Here is a 17,227-nt window from a genome sequence, read left to right on the forward strand (position 1 = left end):
TTGCTGAGCCTGGGAGCAGGCTGCTGTTCTTAAGCGCTTGGCACGGCCTTCCGGGTAAAACGACTTGGATTTGGCGGCTGGGGTAGAATCTCGAAAACAACAGGAAAGGATGAATTGAGCGTGGCTACGGCGATTATGGTTCAGGGGACTGCATCCAACGTAGGGAAGAGCATCCTGGTGACGGCCCTCTGCCGCATTCTTTATCGGGACGGTTACCGGGTGGCTCCCTTTAAAGCGCAGAACATGGCCCTCAACTCCTTTGTTACTGAAAACGGAGGGGAGATGGGGCGCGCCCAGGCCTTGCAGGCGCAGGCCGCCGGGCTCAAGCCGCGGGTAGAAATGAACCCCGTTCTTTTAAAACCTACCGGGAATGCTTCCTCTCAGGTCATTGTGCTCGGCAGGCCGATCGGGAACATGACTGCCAGGGACTATCATCTGGGAAAGAACCTCGACCTGCTGCAGGTGATCGAGGAGGCACTGGCCCGCCTCCGCCAGGATTATGATGTGATTGTGATCGAAGGGGCCGGGAGCCCGGCCGAGGTGAATCTTAAGGAGAGCGACCTGGCCAACATGCGCATTGCCCGCCTGGCGGAGGCACCGGTTTTGCTGGTGGCCGACATCGACCGCGGAGGCGCCCTGGCCTCTGTGGTGGGAACGCTCGCCCTGCTCGACCCGGAGGAGGCGGAGCTCGTCAAGGGCGTCGTCATCAACAAGTTCCGCGGCGACCTCTCCCTCCTCCGGCCGGCCCTGGAAATTCTGGAGCAGAAGACCGGCCGGCCGGTGCTGGGGGTGCTCCCTTACCTGAACCTGCGCCTCCCGGCGGAGGACTCCGTCTGCCTGGACGATGGGGATTCCGGACAGGGCGGGGAGATAGATATCGCCGTTATTTTTCTCCCCCGCATCTCCAACTTCACAGACTTCGACCCCCTGGCGCTGGAGCCCGGCGTGCGGGTCCGGTATGTGCGGGACGGGGAGCCGTTGGGGAACCCCGACCTGGTGATCCTCCCGGGCACCAAGAACACCACCGAGGACCTGCTTTATCTTTATGAAACCGGTTATGCCGCCGCCGTGCGCAGGGCGGCCCGGCAAGGCATTCCCGTCTGCGGCATCTGCGGGGGCTTTCAGATGCTGGGCAGGGAACTGCGCGATCCCCAGCATATTGAGTCTACCAGGGACGGACTCCCCGGCCTCGGCTTGCTCGATGCGGTGACCACCTTTGCTGCGGACAAGGTGTTGGCACAGGCAAAGGGGGAGATCTGCGCCAGCGAGGGGCCTTTTGCCGGCCTGACCGGAATGCAGGTAGAAGGGTACGAGATCCACATGGGGCGCACCGAACTGGGTCCCGGAGAGCGCCCTCTTTTGCGGGTTCGGGAGCGGCGGGGGAGCAGCGCTGCCGGTTGGGATGGGGCGGTTGACCGGAAGGGGCTGGTCTGGGGCACTTATTTCCACGGGCTTTTTGACAACGACCACCTCCGGCGGGGATTGCTGGAGTGGCTCCGGAGGCGCCGGGGCTTGCAAGAGCGCCCTCAGGTGGAGGTGGATTCCTGCGCTCTGCTGGAAAAGGAGCTCGACCGCCTGGCGGATGTCTGCCGGGCCTCTTTGGACATGGAAAAGGTTTACCGACTGATGGGGCTGGTGCCGCCCGCTGCGCCGGGGAGACCTTAAAAAGGCTTTTGAGGGGCTTTGCGGGACGTTGGAACAACCGGGGTGGCTTTCAACCGCAAGGTTGTTTTAAAGCCCCTTTTCCTTTAAGAGGGCTTTTGGGCTGCTTGTCACATCCCTTTCCTACCGGCGGCAGGAGTTTCTGGTATAATGGAAATGTTGGGCTGTCCGACTGCCGGAACTGACCCGGATAGCTCTTGCTTTACCTTAAGAATCGGAACGCTCGCCGTGAAGATCCGGACGGGAAGGCACCCAGTGCCGGGCACCGGCGGTTAATAAGAGGAAGGGCGGCGAACCGGCGGCATGATGCCGGATCGGGTGCACCGGCTTTTCTTCCGGGGAAATCGACAGGAAGAACCGGGGCTTTTGCCGAAGTGCAGGATGGTGTTATTTCGATAACCCGTTAAAGGTGGCGGCAGGACTTTGAGGAAGGAACAGCTGTTTAAGGCGGCGGGGATTATTGCGGCCGCCTCCCTATGCAGTAAGATTTTGGGATTTTTTCGGGAGACTGCCCTGGCTGCCGTTTTCGGTGCGACGAAGGCTACCGATGCCTACCTGGTCGCTTCGATCATCCCCTGGATGCTTTTTTCCGTTGCCAGCAGTGCCCTCACGACCACCCTGATTCCCGTTTTTACCCGACGCCTGCACGACGCCGGTGCAGAAGCAGGGGATCGCTTCATCAATAACGTGATCAATTTTGTTCTGCTCTTCTGCCTGGTGATGGTGCTGCTGGGTGTCGTTTTCGCCCCCCTGCTGGTGAGGATCGTGGCGCCGGGCTTTCAGGGGGAGACCGCCCGGCTGACGGTAGAACTGACCAGGATCCTTCTGCCGATGATGATTTTCTTGGGCTTGGCCGCAGTGATCACCGGTTACCTGCAGGCCAGGCAACGCTTCACCTGGCCCGCTCTGGTGGGGATCCCCTTCAATATCATCATGATCCTGGCCATTGTTCTGGGCGGGAGGGCCTGGGGGATTGCGGCGGTGGCGGTAGGCACCGTTCTGGCTACGGTCAGCCAGTTGTTTACCATGGCGCCGGGGCTTAAAGGTTTTCGCTATCGTCTGTTGCTGGACTGGCAGGACCCCGGCTTGCGCAGACTGGTCAGGTTGATTATTCCGATTTTGCTGGCCACCGGTGCCGGGCAGCTGGGACTGGTCGTCGACCGGATGCTGGCCTCCGGCCTGGCCGAAGGGAGCATCTCCGCCCTCAATTTCGGTTCCCGCCTCACCCAACTGCCCCTGGGAATCTTCATTATGGCGGTGACGACGGTGCTCTACCCCACCTTCTCACAGTACGCTGCCGAAGGGGACCTCGGCGGGCTGCGCCGCGCCCTGGTTGCCGGGGTGCGCGTCAGCCTTTTTCTCACCATCCCCATGGCGGTCGGCCTGATCGTCCTCCGTGAACCAATTGTGCGGGTGCTCTTCGAGCGCGGCGCCTTTGACAGCCGGGCGACTTCGATGACGGCTTATGCCGTTCTCTTCTTCAGTCTGGGGCTTGTCCCGATGGCCCTGCGGGAGGTTATCAGCCGCATCTATTTTTCCCTGCAGGATACGATTACTCCCATGCTCCTCGGCCTGGGGGCGGTCGCAGTGAACATCGGACTGAATTTCCTTCTGGTGCGCCCCCTTGCCCACGGAGGCCTCGCCCTGGCGACCTCGCTGGCCTCTTTCTTCGCCGTGGTTCTTCTCTTTTCCTGTTTGCGGCAGCGTCTCGGCGGGCTGGGGGGGAGGATGATGTGGGACTGCTGCTGGCGGGTTGCCATTGCTGCGGCGTTCATGGGCTGTGGGGTAAGTAGTTTTTACAGAATGGCGGCGGGGCTGGCTGCAGGAAGGGGTTTTCTGGCTGATGCGGGGCTGCTTCTGGTCTCCATCTGCCTGGGGGTTGCCCTCTATGCCCTGGGGGCCGTTCTCCTCAGGCTTCCCGAAACCGGTCTTTTCCTTGATTTTGCCCGTAAAGCCTCTCGCCGGCTGCTGTCCGGCGGCCGCCGGGTGTTTTGTCAGCAGCAGAAAGCGAAAGGGATAGACCGGCTGTAATGCCGCCTATCCCTTCTTAGTTCCTGGTGGCCGCAGGTTTTTGAACCGGCCCTTATTTTCTTAAGCTGATAAAGCGTTCCTTAAGCCTTTTCGATACCTGCGGCATGGTCGTGTATTCCATCTCATCGAGCGGCAGGCGATGCGGTTCGAAGGGCCCCATGCGGCGCATGTAATCGGCCACATTGTTGGCCAGCTCTCGTGCCCTGTCAAAGGCGGGATCGTCGAAGAGATCCTGCGGTCCGATCAGTTTTCCTTCGCTGAGCTGGAAGCCCAGGGCGATCACCCGCGGCGGGCCGTCGAACCGTGTGGGATGGGCGTCTTTGAGGGCCACGGGCATCAGGGGCCCGTTGTGGGAACCGCGCATCCAGCCCGCAACCAGATGGGGATAGGTGAAGGGCTCCAGAGCCTCACCTACTGCGGGGAACCCGCTCTGGCAGCGGACGATGCAGACGGGATCGTCCTTTCCTACATAGCGTCCCGCCATGAGATTGAGCCGCTGGGTGCTGGAGACGGCGGCGATATCCCCCGTCTCCCGCTGGAAGACCCGTTTGACGCAGAAGCGGCCGGGTGCTCCGATAAAGACCAGCATGTCGTAAATCTCCTCCGGCGTCGAGAAGATGATCTTCTTATTCTCGACGGTATCCCGCACATCGAAGTCAAAGCCTTTGTGCATCTTCGGGTCGATAACCAGGCCGATGGTGTTGAAGGGATCGGCGAACATTTTGTACAGGGGGAGGTTCCACGCTCCCGGTTCCGTCTTGTCTGCCATGAAGATAATGACCGGTTCGCTTTCTCTTTCTTCGAATTCCATCTCGGCGATCCCGGGGCCCAACCCCTTTATATTTCCGGAAAAGGCGTCTGCCAGGAGGTCCTGCCCCGCTCCGTAGAGCTTCAATTTCTTGGCCACATCGGTGCAGGCGACGAAGACATCCCAGGCGAGCTGGTGCACTTCTCCGTTGTTGCGGCCTGCTTCGTGAGTCATGATCAGGTTGATATCATCCCCGACATGGGTAACGTAGGAGTCGATGAGCAAAGGGCTTCCGCTCAGCATTTCCTTTGCTTTTTCCAGCAACTCGGGGTGTACGCTTGAGTGTCCGACGCAGCCTCCGACGTCAGCCTTGATTACTGTGAGAGTGATCTTCTTCCCCATGATGGTCCTCCTTCACAATTGTGTTTATATATGTGCTATACTAATTCTCATTTTATGCTATACATTTCGACGGCAGGACTGCTAGTTCCTTCAGGTAATTTGAAAAAATTTTTTGGCCTGGGGTATTCCCCCTCTTTCTCCTCTCTTCGCCGGTGTCGATGTCGCCAAGCGGGCGGCGGCGATCCCTGAACAATTCATTACTAAAAGGAGGATCTGCCAGGTTTTTGACGAAATACTCTTTTTGGTGAATTGTTACTGTAAACCAAGCTGCCAGCGGTGGCACCAACAGAGGAACGAGACCGTCCCGCTCGATTGCTGACCTCTTAACAGGTCATAGGGTTAAACCAAAAGATCCGGGAGCAAGCGCAAGGATAAACTGAAGCGTATTTTCAGGCAGACCACCACGCCGCCTCCGGCGGCACCAACAGAGCATGAAAATACCCGATGGGTCTACCGGCGAGCGACCTATGGAAGGCCGGGTAACAGGACAGGCGAAGCGAGGATGACAGGTCGGGATGCGAGTACAGACACCCCTTGACCTGCGATGGAATGGATTTGCTGCGAGGCCAAACGCTGCGTTTGACAGAAGCAGTTCGCAACTTGTTACGCAGCATCCCAGAGCTGTCCCGAAGCGAGCCGTCGTCCTGTCCGGCCTGGAATCGGGAGTCGAGCGGTAGACCGGCGGGTGAACTCGATGTATTTTCAGGGTAGGTTATAGAGTGTAAGGAAGTGACTGCATTGCAGAAGAATGAAGTGAGAAAGGCCATCATCCCGGCTGCCGGATGGGGGACGCGCTTTCTGCCGGCCACCAAAGCCCAGCCCAAAGAGATGCTCCCTATCGTGGACAAACCGGCCATTCAGTACACGGTCGAAGAGGCGGTTGCCTCCGGAATCGAGGATATCATCATCGTCACCGGAAGGAACAAGCGCGCCATCGAAGACCACTTCGACAGGGCACTGGAGCTGGAGATCATTCTAAAAGAAAAGGGACAAGAGGAACTCCTGCACCTGATCGAAGACATTTCCAATCTGGTCGACATTCACTATGTGCGGCAGAAGGAAGCCCTCGGCCTCGGCCATGCCGTTTACTGTGCCCGAAAGTTTATTGGGGACGAGCCCTTTGCCGTGTTGTTGGGTGATGATCTCATCGACGCGCAGGTGCCCTGCCTGCGCCAGCTGCTCGATATCTACGAGGAACGCCGGGCACCGGTGCTGGCGATTCAACAGGTGCCCGAAGAGGATGTGTCCAGGTACGGCATCATCAGGCCGGCTGCTCTGGAGGACAGCGCTTCCCTCTTCCGGGTGGAGGACCTGGTGGAAAAGCCCGCCGTCGGGGAGGCTCCTTCCCGCTACGCGGTCATCGGACGCTATATCATTACACCGGAGATCTTCGATATTATTGAAACCCTTCCTCCCGGTGCCGGAGGGGAGATCCAGCTGACCGACGCCCTGTGCAGGCTGGCCAAGAGGCGGCCCATTTATGCTTATCTCTTTTCCGGGGAAAGATATGACGTAGGGGATAAACTCGGTTTTCTGGAGGCCACGGTGAAGTTCGCCCTGGGGCGCCCGGAGCTGGGAAGAAGCTTTCTCGGATTTCTAAGAAAGCTGGTGCTTGAGAATCATGAGGATGGAGGTGAAATGGATGCGGGAGAGAGTGGAGGCCGTTCTCAACAAGGTGCGGCCGTTCCTCCAGCGCGATGGCGGTGACGTTGAACTCGTGGATGTTGACGAGCAACAGGGCATTGTCAAGGTGCGCTTGAAAGGGGCATGCGGCGGCTGAGCGATGGCTATTGTAACCCTGAAACAGGGGATTGAGCGGTCGCTCAAGCAAGAGGTCCCGGAAGTCACGCAGGTCGTGGCCGTTCGTTAAGGAGAAGAAACCCGGGGCGGGAAGGCTCCGGGTTTTCTACTTCTTCACTCCGGCTCCACTTGTCTGTACTCGGTTCTCAGGATGAGGATGTCGATTCTTCTGTTCAGCTGCCTGTGCTCCTCCGTATCGTTGGGGTAGCGCGGCCGGTATTCCCCGTAACCGGTTGCCGAAAGGCGCTCCGGAGGGATTCCGCTTGCGGTGATCAGCTCCCGCACCACATTGGTTGCCCGGGCCGAGGAAAGCTCCCAGTTGGAGGGGAATTGCGGGGTGTGGATTGGCAGGTCGCAGGTGTGCCCTTCGACCCTGATGTAGTTGGGCACTTCTTTTAGGATATTTCCTACCCGGGAGATGACCCGGCGGGCCTCTGGGGTCAAGGTGGCGGACCCTTTGGCGAAGAGGATGGTTTCCTGGAAGCTGATCACGAGGCCGCGCTCCTCCTGGCGCACGGTAACCTGGTGCCGGAGGTTCTGTTTTTCCAGGTATTCCTTCAGCTCCGCCTCCACCTGGGCCATCTGGGCGGCTTCACCACCCTCGCCGGGAAGGATGGCCGCCCCGTCGGGCAGCAATCCCGAGGGTGTACCTCTTAGGGTGATGCTGAGGTTTTCCGCCAAGGCGCGGAACTTTTCCATGTTGACGTTGCTGATGACGTACATGGTTATAAAGAAGATCATCAGAAGGGTGATCATGTCCGAGTAGGTCAACAGCCAGCGCCCCATATCCGGCCCTTTACTCTCTACACTCGTGCGGCGCCGCATTTACTCCTCCCTCCTTAAGGCCTCGCGTTCCCGGCTTTTGCGATCGAGAAAGACCCGCAGTTTTTCCCTGATAAAGGCCGGGTTTTCTCCCGCCTGGAGGGAGAGGATCCCTTCCATGGAGAGCTCCCGGTACAGCCTCTCAGCTTTGTGCTTGCTCCTCAGTTTGGCGCCGATAGGAAGCCAGAACAGGTTGGCAAAACTGATACCGTAGAGGGTGGCGATGAAGGCCATGGCGATCGCCGGGCCGATGGAGCTGGGGTCATCCATGTGCCCCAGCACGTTGACCAGTCCCATTACCGTACCGATGATCCCCATCGTCGGGGAATAGCCGCCGGCTGCTTCGAAAATGGCGATTCCGTTATTATGGCGTTCATCCATGCAGTAAATTTCCGTTTCCAGGAGATCCCGCAGGAGGGTTCCCTCGACACCGTCGATAACGAGCTGGATCCCGAACCTGAGGAAGGGATCCTCTATTTCGTTGAGGTTTTGTTCCAGGCTGAGCAGCCCTTCTCTGCGGGCCTTGTCGGCCAGATTGACGACGTTGTCGATCAGGGAGATAAAGTCGTATTCCTGCTTTTGAAAGGCGATTTTTAAGAGTAGGGGAGCCTTTTTCAATTCCTCCAGGGTAAAGGAGATCGCCGTCGCTCCCAGGGTTCCCCCCAGGACGATTAATGCTGCGGTTACCGAAAGCAAAGATCCTGGTGTTCCGCCTTCCATAACAAAGGCGATCATCAGTGCGGCAAACCCAGTGATAATGCCTGTAATCGTCGTGACGTCCATGGAAAAACCTCCCGGTCGCTGGGATAATTACTAATTGTTCGATAATCCGGGACGTTTTTCCTGCCGCAATCTGACGAAATATGAAAAATGGTGGGTTGTCTTGTCCCCCATTGGACCATAAATGCCGCTACCGGCAGAGCGGCGAAAAAGGGTTGCCCCCTGCCGGTGTGGCGCCCCTGGGGATGCTGCTTCCCTTCTTGAAGGGGCATAACGCCCTGCCGCAGCGGGATGTGAGACGGGCGGCCCTCGGATACCGCGGGGCAGCCTGGAGGGGCTGAAAGTTTGGCGGTTTAAAGATAGTATCCGGGTGCAAGAGTTAAGAGCAGGTGTTACCCTTCGACCAGGACGGGACCTGTACGGCGGGATGGAGAAGTTTGGTTTGATGGTGCCGATTTTAAGCGAACCACTTATTGCGGTATTTGTAGATATAGTTCTCGGCCAGGTAGTTGAGGGGTTTCCGGGCCGTAGTGAACTTCTCGGCGAGCAGTGAGAAAACGTGGTCGAGTCCCTGTTCCCGGGCTTCATCATAAGTGGCTGCCAGATCGTAATAACGCCGCCCCTCTTCCTCGTAATCGTGAAGGGTGCGCCTGCTGCGTCCCAGATAGCGCACCGGGGTGCGGTCGCAGGGCGCCTCGGCATTTAGGGTGTATTCCGGATAGATCCCCGTGATGAACAGGGAAATGTCGGCCAGCCTTTTGTAAAAATCGTAGCGGTAAGGGAGTTCCACCAGGCTGGCCAGCTCCTGTACGTCGTCAAAGTCGAGTTCGCTGAAGTGGCGCTGGTAGGTCAACCCGCGGGCCTTGTAGACGACCGTTGTGCTGTCCACCCTGGTGAAAGAAGCCAGCATCCGGGCAAGATAAGCGCGGACGTCCTTGTTTTGGAGCAGCTGTGAAGCATCTCTGGCATCGAAGACGGGGATGCGCTCCCTTCGACTGACGATCTCCAACGTGTAGCTCTGCCTTTCCAGCTCTTTTTTGGCCTGCAGGAGCAGGATGCTGAAGAGGAGAAAGGGGGAGATCTTTAGAAAAATGTTCTCCTCTTCGCGGACGCGCCGGAAGAGCTTTTCATCATCCAGCATTATCTCGACCAAATCGGGTTTATCCTTTAAGAGGTCGCAGATATGATCATGGTCCTGCCTTTTGTCGACTACTGTGGAAACGATAAAATAGAGGTCCTCCTCAGACAGGTCTCGCAGATAGGACAGCGCCACGCCCATGCGTTCCACCTCCCAAGAATTTTACAATTACCCGGTCAGAGTACCGAAATACGGGAGACAACGGAACCTTTAACAGCGAACAGAAGTGAGGCCTGAAAAGCGTGCGGAGTTTAAGGTTAGGAAGAATCCTTACTCTTTATATTTTAGTTTAACATGGTCGGATACATTCCTCAATGGGATCTCAACCCAGCTGCAGGGCCGGACTTTTGCCGTTGGGATACTTTTTCATCATCGGCCTTCCCCCCGAAACGGTATTCTCTTGATAGAGGCCTCCCTGAAAAAGGGGTGTTGGATGCCTGCTGCCGGGAGGCTTCCCGGGAGCAGGCCTTGCAATAACCCGAGGCAGGGCCTTGATTCTATTTCGGAACTCTGAAGGTGCTGCCGGAGGACGGCGAGGCGGTATGCCTTGACAAAAGACAGGTAGTGGCTATATATAATACTTATTGAGTATAATACTTTTCTGATGAATGAAGTTAACCTGGAGAGGTGACGTAGGATGCCGACTTATGATTACAGGTGTGAAAAATGCGGTCAATTCCAGGTAGCGCAGCGGATCACCGAGCCTGCTCTGAAAAGCTGTCCGACCTGCGGAGGGCCCGTGACGAGGCTGATTTCCCGCAATGTAGCGATAATTTTTAAGGGCCCCGGTTTTTACTGCACCGACAACAGGAAAGCGTCGGTCTCCGAGGATTCCGATTCCGGTAAGCCGGCCAAGGCGTCTGCTGCCGATGCGGGGGACAAGAACAAGGCCGAGGCTAAAGCAAAAGGATAATGATCTTTAACTTCGTCGAGCCGCCGCCCAAGAAGGTGCGGCTTTTTTGTTTCTTCGGACAACCTGCTCCTGCCTAGGCATAAAAAGTGGTAGAACCGGTTATTATTAGTTCCAGAGGTGAGAACGTTGGCCGAGAAGAAAGGGGTGCTCAGGTTCCGGCGTGTCGAAGGAAGAGGGGAAATCTTCGACCTGTTCCGGCAGGTTGCCGAAAAGATTCGCTCTCAGAAATCCGGCGCGGACAAGTCCGGGTAAAAGTCGCATATCTTTAACAGCAAGGAGTGGATGCCCTTGACGGATGCGCTGCTGTACCTGCAGATGGCCTTGCGGGCGGTGATTGCCTTCTTGGCGATTTTGCTGATAGCCAGGATCCTGGAAAAGGAGCATGTCGGGGAGCTTTCACTGTACGAGTATCTGACGGGGATCGCCATCGGTGTCATCGCCGGACGGATCGCCACGACGATGCAGAATCCTTTGCCGCTGCTGCTGGCTCTTTTTGTGTTCGCTGCCCTGACCTATCTCGTCAGATACTTTACTCTCAAGAGCAGGGCAGTCCGTAAACTGCTGGCCGGCGAGCCGGCGGTCGTCATTCAAAACGGCAAGATCATGGAGCGGACGATGCGGAGGATGCACTACAGCACCGACGATCTGCTCATGCAGCTGCGGACGAAGGGTGTTTTCAATATTTCCGACGTCGAGTTCGCGGTTGTCGAGCCGAACGGAAGGCTGAGCGTTCTGCTGAAGTCTCAAAAGATGCCGGTGACCAGGGAGGATATGCAGATCCCTAGCCAGTACCGGGGAATCAGCAGCGAGCTGATCGTTGACGGGGAAGTAATCTACCAGAACCTGAGGCAGAACAACCTCGACGAGGCCTGGCTGATCTCTGAGCTGGCCAAGCAAGGAATCAAATCCCCCCGGGAAGTTATGCTGGCGGGTCTCGACACCCAGGGGAACCTCTACGTGGATAAGAGGCAGGACGACCAAAGGCACGTTGTCCAGGTGCGGGATGACCCCGGAGAGTAGTCTTTAAGCGTCCAAGGGCCGTCTCCCTCTTTGAAGTCTGTTCTGGCCTTCCCCTTTCCCATTCGCTATGGGAGAGCCGTCAGAAAGCGCCCCTTCAATAGGAGGCGCTCTTTTTATTCCTCCGCAACCCCTTCTATGATTCGGAAAATGTACTATAATAAGACAGGAGGTAATAAGATGTCTTTATGCCGTGAAAAAGAAAGAAAAAAAGAGATGAAGAGGATAAAATTCGGTACTGACGGCTGGCGGGCCGTAATCGCCGAGGATTTCACCTTTGCCAATGTTCGCAAAGTTGCCCGGGCAATAGCCCTCTACGTCAGGGGGACGGGCCTGGCCGAAAAAGGGGTGGTGATCGGTTACGACAACCGCTTTTTGTCCGAGCGTTTTGCTGCGGCCGTGGCCGAGGTCATGGCGGGCAGCGGTATTCCCTGCTGGTTGACGGTTGCTGCCACCCCTACTCCGGTGACCGCCTATGCCGTCAAGGCCTTGGACACAGGAGGGGCGGTGATGATCACCGCCAGCCACAACCCACCCGAGTACAACGGCATCAAATTCATTCCCGACTATGCCGGCCCGGCCACAACGGAGATAACGGCGGCTATTGAGAGGTTTCTGGATACACCGGAAACGGCGGAGGAAGTCCCTATAGTACTCCTGGAGCGGGGGCGAGAACAGGGGCTTGTTCGGGATCTCGACGCCCGGCCGCTCTACCTCCAGCACCTGCGCCGGCTTCTGGATCTTCACGCCATTGGCCGCGGGCGTTTGCGAATAGTCCTCGATCCCATGTGGGGAGCGGGAATCGGTTATGTGGAGGAGATCCTGAAGGGTGTCTGCAGCAGCATAGAGGTAATTCATAACCACCGCGACGTCCTCTTCGGGGGGGCACTTCCGGAGCCGACGGCGGCAGAGCTTTCCTCGCTCAGGGAGATGGTGCTGGAGAAGAAGGCGGATCTCGGGCTGGCCTTGGACGGTGATGCCGACCGGTTCGGGGTCATCGACCGGGGGGGAGAGTACCTCTCTCCCAATGAGGTACTGGCACTGCTTCTCTATTATCTTCTCGAGCACCGGCGCTGGAGAGGAGCCGTTGCCCGCACTCTGGCGACGACCCATCTGCTCGACCGCATCGCCGAGGATTACGGACTTCCGGTGGTAGAAACCCCGGTCGGTTTTAAATATATCGGGCAGTCTCTGATCCACCACCGCAGCATCCTGGGGGGAGAGGAGAGCGGGGGGATGAGCATTCAGGGGCATATCCCGGAGAAGGACGGGATTCTGGCTTTGGTTTTAATTGTGGAGATGATCTCCGCCACCGGGAAGTCCCTCCGCCAGCTTCAAGAGGAGATCTACGAAAAGTTCGGTCGCCTGGTCAGCGCCCGCCTCGACATCAAGTGTGACCATGAGAAAAAGGATGAAATCCTGAAGCGGCTAGAGGGGTGGTACCCTGCTGCGGTGGGCGGTACCCCGGTAGCAGACCGCAGCACCAGGGATGGTGTCAAGCTCCTCCTTGAAGACGGCAGCTGGATCCTGGTGCGCCCCTCCGGAACAGAACCCCTCTTTCGGGTTTATGTGGAGGCACCCAGCCGGGAGGTGCTGCAGCGGCTGCAGGAATCTGCGAAAAAAGACCTAGGACTGTAGTCTGATTTGCGCCCTCGAAATTGGTTGCGTCCTGCTTTTTGCAGGAATAGGTTTTATTTTGTCGAATTGCTCATGTTTAAGAAGAAATGGTATTAACGGTATCCGGTACCTGGAGAGCAGGAGGTTTGCCATTGTGGAGGTGGAAGCGCTCGACCGGGTTGTCCAAGAGACGCTGATGGCTCTGGAGAGCGGCAAGGAGGCGATTTACGACATAGCCGAGAACGCCCGCAGTGAAGTGGAGCGGGTGCAGGAGGAGCTCCTGGTGATCCAGCGCCAGACGTTGGAGACGATTCAGGAGGTGGACAGGCTTACCAAACTGGAAAAGCAGGCGCGCCTGCACCTGATGACCGTGAGCAGGGATTTTCACCGATATGATGAGGAGACGGTCAAAAGCGCCTATGACAGAGCGATGAACCTGCAGGTGCGCCTTTTCGTGCTCCGGGAGCAGGAGAAGAATCTGCGCCAGCGCCGCGATGAGCTGGAAAGAAGCCTGCGGCGCTTGAGGCATACTGTGGAAAAGGCCGAGATGCTGGTTACCAGGATCGGTGTCGTCCTCCAGTTTCTGCACGGCACCTTAAGCCAGATCAGCGTTCAGTTGGGGAACGTGCAGAAGCAGCAGCAGCTGGCCTTGAAGGTGCTGCTTGCCCAGGAGGAAGAACGACGACGCATCGCCCGGGAGATCCATGACGGCCCGGCTCAGGCTCTGGCTAACATCGTTTTGCGGGCCGACTACTGCGAGCAGCTGTTATCTCGTGACCCAGCGAAACTCAAGCAGGAGCTGGAGAAGCTGAAGGACCTGGTGCGGGCCAGCCTTCGGGATATCAGGAAGATCATCTTTGACCTGCGACCGATGCCTTTAGACGATCTGGGGCTGGCTGGGGGGGTGCGGCGCTTTCTGGAGGACTTTCAAGAGCGCTACGGGCTGCCTGTAGAGTTCCTCTTCTTCGGACGGGAGCTGCGGTATGACCCTGTTCTGGAGGTGGCGGTCTTCAGGATCATTCAGGAGGCTTTGAACAACGCCCAAAAGCACGCGGCCGCCGGCAGGGTTACCGTGAAGCTGGAACTGCACCCCCGGCAGGTGCTCGCCGTCATCAGGGATGACGGCAAGGGGTTTGTCCCCGGAGAGATGGTAGAGGGAGGGGAGCACTACGGGCTGTTAAACATGAGGGAGCGAGCCCGTTTTCTCGGCGGAGAGGTGAGGATTACTTCCGCGCCTGGTGAGGGAACGGAGGTCATAGTGATGATTCCCGTATGTGAGGAGGAAGAGGCTGATGGGGAAGATTAAGGTCCTGATTGCTGACGATCATCCTCTGATCAGGGAGGGGCTGCGGCATGTTTTGGAACTCGACCCGCAGATAGAAATCGTCGGTGAGGTCGGCGACGGGCAGGGCGCCATCAACCTGGCCCGCAGCATGCGCCCCGACGTCATCCTGATGGACTTGAAGATGCCCGGGACGAGTGGTGTTGAGGCCTGCCGGGTGATCAGTACGGAAATGCCTGAAATCAGGATCATCATCCTCACCGTGTCTGAGGATGACGAGATGCTCGAGGTGATCAAGACCGGAGCCTGTGGCTACCTGCTCAAGGATGTGGAACCCGCAGAGCTGATAAAAGCGATCCGCAGTGTTATGGAGGGGGTGCCCGCCTTCCATCCGGTGGTCACCGGGAGGTTGCTGAGCGAATACCAGCGCCTCAGCGCCGCTCCTGCCGATGAGGAGGATGGAATCGCAGCCCTGACGGCGAGGGAAAAGGAGGTGCTGGCTCTGATCGCCCGCGGGGAGTCGAACCGCAACATAGCCCGCCGGCTCTTCATCAGCGAAAAGACCGTCAAGAATCACGTCACCAGTATTTTTCGCAAGCTAAGGGTAGAGGACCGTACTCAGGCCGCCATTTATGCAATCAAAAGGAATATGGTAAAGATTTAGCGGAGATCCCGGTTCTTTAACCCCAATTATACCTCCCGCATATACTGGGAGGGGGAGGGGGTAAAAGTGACCTGGGTGCTTGTGGGTGTCGGTCTTTGCGCTTTTGTTCTCTTCAGCCTGCTTTTTGTAGCCTGCTGTTATTCCCCCTGGTTTCGCTTTTCCACCAAACCAGATGTCAGCGTTCTTCTGGTCGTCCGCGATCAGGCCCCTATTATCGAGGGGCTGGTCAAAGGGCTCCTTTCCTTTTTCCGGACTTCCCCTTACGCTTGGGAACTTGTGGTCGTTGATGAATCATCGCGCGACGAGACCCTTGAGATCCTCCGCCGCCTGCTGCGAAAACACAGCTTCACCCTGATCGCGGCTGGTGCGGGGGAGGACCCCCTGCAAGCCGGCCTTTCTGCCTGCCGGGGAGGCACTGCCTATTATATGCGCCTTACCGGAAAGGTTGAGCTTAAGGCGGCTGTTGCCGTCGTCAGGTGCCTGGCCGCCGGGGGAAGGCTTCCCGAATGCGGCGTTTACCACCCCTGTGGTGTGATCCCCGGGACCTCCGTCCGGTAAGCGGCGGGGAGTAATACCTAAAAAAATCGTGACTTGAGGGCGATTTTGCGGTTGACTGAATAGTGTTAATATTCTTCTAGGACTAGGTAGAGACCCGGCCAAAGCGCTGTCCATCCCGTGAGGGGTGGTGGAATACCGATAATTCACAGGGGGTGGAAAGAATGAAAGAGATCCTTCGGCGTCTGGTTTGGGATCAAGAGGGACAGGGTATGGCGGAGTACGGTTTGATTCTGGCGTTGATCGCGGTGGCGGTGATTGCGATCTTAGGGACGATGGGAGGGCAAATAGGCGACACATTCCAAAAAGTTGTGGATAAACTTCAGGATGCTAATAACCAGTGAGAAGGCCCAGGAACCAATCTTGTGCTTTATTAATGATGAATTAAGCAATATCATGTTAATTAATAATCACGATGTTAAGAACTCCTTTTTCTTCGCCCTACAGCTGTAGGGTTTCTGTTTCACAGGGGAGATACCCGTGCCGTCCCCGGCGGCATCGTTGGAGAACAGCATCTGGTGATCGAGGTGTTGGTCGGCAGTGGTTGGTCGTTGGACTGGAAGAGAAGAAACTGGCCCAGCGGGTCCCGGCGCTACCGGCGGCCGATTGCCGGCTGCCGCCGGCCTAACCGGCGTTGTCCGGGACGGAATCTTTAAGCGACGGGAGCCGGCCTGCAAAGCCCCGCAGGCCTCCGGCTTCCGACATCCATAAGGTCAGGGGATCGCCGTGTGCGCCGATGTGGTACTTCTGCTGACTCTCATTATCTGCCTCTGGACGGATCTCCGGGAGCGCAGGATCTACAACAAGGTTGTTCTCCCTGCCGCTGCCGCCGGAATTCTCCTTCAGACCGCCCAGCACGGCCTGCCGGGCCTAAAATCCGGCCTGGCGGGCTGTGGTTTGGGGCTTCTGCTCTTCTTCCTTCCCTTTGCCCTGGGCGGCCTGGGGGCGGGGGATGTCAAGCTGCTGGCTGCGGTAGGGGCCTTGAAGGGCCCCCTTTTTGTCATTTTTACGGCTCTGGGAACCGCCCTGGCGGGAGGGGTGATCGCCGTATTCATTCTCATCGGGCAGCGCCGATTGTGGGCGACCATGAAGCGGCTCCTCTGGGCATTGGCAATCGGTCTGGGAGGCAGGAGCGTTGGCGGGAAGGCGGCCTTGCTGCTCCTGGAACGCACCCCCTATAGCTCCCTTTTCCCTTTGGGAGCGGCGATTTTTCTGGGAGCAGCCTTGGCCTATTTTTACTGCATTTTTCTTCAATAGCCGCTCCCTCCGGCCCGACAGGTGGAGGTGCTCCGCCGGAGCAGGCGGCGAGCGGGTCTTTAAAGGTCCGGGAAAGGTCCGGGCGTTCCCTTGGCGGGCATCATCCCTAGGTCTCTCGGGGCTGTCGAGTAGGGACCGGTAAGCGCAGGGATTGTTGTATTGGTAACCAACCCTGTTGGTTTTTGCCGAGGTAGGGGGTTGAGGAATGTTAATGATTATCAAGCGCGACTGCGGGCAGGCTGTGCTGGAATTTGCCCTCGTCCTCCCCATCCTGCTGCTTCTGCTCTTCGGGATCATCGAGTTCGGTATCATTTTCCACGACAACCTGGTGTTAAACCAGGCGGCGCGCGAGGGGGCACGCCTGGGAGCGGTAGGAGGGACGGACGAGGAGATCCGGATGACGGTGGAACGGGTTGCCGCAGGGCTCGATCCTGCACGCCTGCAGCTGGAGATCGACCCCCCTGAAGATGAGCGGCTGCGGGGGGATGGCCTCCGGGTGGAGGTGCGCTATAGCGTTCCCATCGTCACTCCCATCTTGGCGGAGTTTCTCCCCAATCCCTACCCTCTGGCGGCGGCGGTGACGATGCGCGTGGAATAGG

At 57.8% G+C, this 17,227-nt stretch carries 19 protein-coding genes; 15 read left to right on the forward strand and 4 right to left on the reverse strand.

The window, feature by feature from the left end; all coding sequences use genetic code 11:
* Positions 1-120 precede the first annotated feature (120 nt).
* Both TPH_RS02680 and murJ read left to right on the forward strand, forming a co-directional pair.
* A complete protein-coding gene (locus TPH_RS02680) occupies positions 121-1,665 on the forward strand; it encodes a cobyric acid synthase (RefSeq protein ID WP_015049686.1) in 1,545 nt (514 codons plus the stop codon).
* 420 nt (positions 1,666-2,085) lie between these two features.
* The gene (gene murJ / locus TPH_RS02690; RefSeq protein WP_015049687.1) at positions 2,086-3,693 is read left to right on the forward strand and encodes a murein biosynthesis integral membrane protein MurJ; all 1,608 of its coding nucleotides are present in this window, start codon (positions 2,086-2,088) and stop codon (positions 3,691-3,693) included.
* Between the two features lie 52 nt (positions 3,694-3,745).
* Here the strand turns inward: murJ and fbp are convergent, their stop codons facing one another.
* A complete protein-coding gene (gene fbp / locus TPH_RS02695; protein ID WP_015049688.1) occupies positions 3,746-4,843 on the reverse strand; it encodes a fructose-1,6-bisphosphate aldolase/phosphatase in 1,098 nt (365 codons plus the stop codon).
* Between the two features lie 738 nt (positions 4,844-5,581).
* Between fbp and galU the strand changes: the two genes are divergently transcribed.
* Both galU and TPH_RS15065 read left to right on the forward strand, forming a co-directional pair.
* On the forward strand, positions 5,582-6,550 hold the full coding sequence (galU, locus tag TPH_RS02700) for a UTP--glucose-1-phosphate uridylyltransferase GalU (protein WP_015049689.1): 969 nt from the start codon (positions 5,582-5,584) through the stop codon (positions 6,548-6,550).
* Complete coding sequence (locus TPH_RS15065) at positions 6,486-6,713, forward strand: NifU family protein (protein ID WP_155990793.1); 228 nt, start codon at positions 6,486-6,488, stop codon at positions 6,711-6,713. Before galU ends, TPH_RS15065 begins: the two co-directional genes overlap by 65 nt.
* A 44-nt stretch (positions 6,714-6,757) precedes the next feature.
* Here TPH_RS15065 and TPH_RS02705 read toward each other — a convergent pair whose 3' ends face one another.
* Complete coding sequence (locus TPH_RS02705; RefSeq protein ID WP_015049690.1) at positions 6,758-7,468, reverse strand: OmpA/MotB family protein; 711 nt, start codon at positions 7,466-7,468, stop codon at positions 6,758-6,760.
* Positions 7,469-8,248 carry a flagellar motor protein gene (locus TPH_RS02710; protein ID WP_015049691.1) on the reverse strand — a complete coding sequence of 260 codons (780 nt, stop codon included), beginning with the start codon at positions 8,246-8,248 and terminating at the stop codon, positions 7,469-7,471. It abuts the gene before it with no gap.
* 110 nt (positions 8,249-8,358) lie between these two features.
* On the opposite strand from TPH_RS02710, the gene TPH_RS15335 reads away from it, so the two are divergent.
* Positions 8,359-8,526, forward strand: a complete 168-nt coding sequence (locus TPH_RS15335) for a hypothetical protein (protein ID WP_155990792.1) — start codon at positions 8,359-8,361, stop codon at positions 8,524-8,526.
* 116 nt (positions 8,527-8,642) lie between these two features.
* Here the strand turns inward: TPH_RS15335 and TPH_RS02715 are convergent, their stop codons facing one another.
* Entirely contained in the window at positions 8,643-9,464 is an 822-nt protein-coding gene (locus tag TPH_RS02715; protein ID WP_015049692.1) for a hypothetical protein, read from the reverse strand.
* A 496-nt stretch (positions 9,465-9,960) separates the two neighbouring features.
* Here TPH_RS02715 and TPH_RS02720 point away from each other — a divergent pair, with 496 nt between their 5' ends.
* The 10 genes from TPH_RS02720 (at position 9,961) to TPH_RS02760 (ending at position 17,226) form a co-directional block, all read left to right on the forward strand.
* Positions 9,961-10,236 (forward strand): FmdB family zinc ribbon protein, encoded by a 276-nt coding sequence (locus tag TPH_RS02720; protein WP_015049693.1) that lies wholly within the window; start codon positions 9,961-9,963, stop codon positions 10,234-10,236.
* Between the two features lie 126 nt (positions 10,237-10,362).
* The gene (locus TPH_RS16165; protein ID WP_015049694.1) at positions 10,363-10,488 is read left to right on the forward strand and encodes a hypothetical protein; all 126 of its coding nucleotides are present in this window, start codon (positions 10,363-10,365) and stop codon (positions 10,486-10,488) included.
* A gap of 30 nt (positions 10,489-10,518) precedes the next feature.
* Entirely contained in the window at positions 10,519-11,256 is a 738-nt protein-coding gene (locus TPH_RS02725; protein WP_049886063.1) for a DUF421 domain-containing protein, read from the forward strand.
* Between the two features lie 177 nt (positions 11,257-11,433).
* The gene (locus TPH_RS02730; RefSeq protein ID WP_015049696.1) at positions 11,434-12,891 is read left to right on the forward strand and encodes a phosphoglucomutase/phosphomannomutase family protein; all 1,458 of its coding nucleotides are present in this window, start codon (positions 11,434-11,436) and stop codon (positions 12,889-12,891) included.
* A gap of 133 nt (positions 12,892-13,024) precedes the next feature.
* Positions 13,025-14,176, forward strand: coding sequence for a sensor histidine kinase (locus TPH_RS02735; protein ID WP_015049697.1), 1,152 nt, complete (start codon positions 13,025-13,027; stop codon positions 14,174-14,176).
* The gene (locus TPH_RS02740) at positions 14,163-14,816 is read left to right on the forward strand and encodes a response regulator (RefSeq protein ID WP_015049698.1); all 654 of its coding nucleotides are present in this window, start codon (positions 14,163-14,165) and stop codon (positions 14,814-14,816) included. Before TPH_RS02735 ends, TPH_RS02740 begins: the two co-directional genes overlap by 14 nt.
* A gap of 66 nt (positions 14,817-14,882) precedes the next feature.
* Positions 14,883-15,374 (forward strand): glycosyltransferase, encoded by a 492-nt coding sequence (locus tag TPH_RS02745; protein WP_015049699.1) that lies wholly within the window; start codon positions 14,883-14,885, stop codon positions 15,372-15,374.
* 161 nt (positions 15,375-15,535) lie between these two features.
* Complete coding sequence (locus tag TPH_RS02750; protein ID WP_015049700.1) at positions 15,536-15,715, forward strand: Flp family type IVb pilin; 180 nt, start codon at positions 15,536-15,538, stop codon at positions 15,713-15,715.
* Positions 15,716-16,097: 382 nt separating this feature from the next.
* Positions 16,098-16,628, forward strand: coding sequence for an A24 family peptidase (locus TPH_RS02755; protein WP_015049701.1), 531 nt, complete (start codon positions 16,098-16,100; stop codon positions 16,626-16,628).
* Positions 16,629-16,833: 205 nt separating this feature from the next.
* Entirely contained in the window at positions 16,834-17,226 is a 393-nt protein-coding gene (locus TPH_RS02760; protein ID WP_015049702.1) for a TadE family protein, read from the forward strand.
* The last annotated feature ends 1 nt before the right edge of the window (position 17,227 follow it).

Source organism: Thermacetogenium phaeum DSM 12270 (genome assembly GCF_000305935.1).
GTDB lineage: Bacteria > Bacillota > DSM-12270 > Thermacetogeniales > Thermacetogeniaceae > Thermacetogenium > Thermacetogenium phaeum.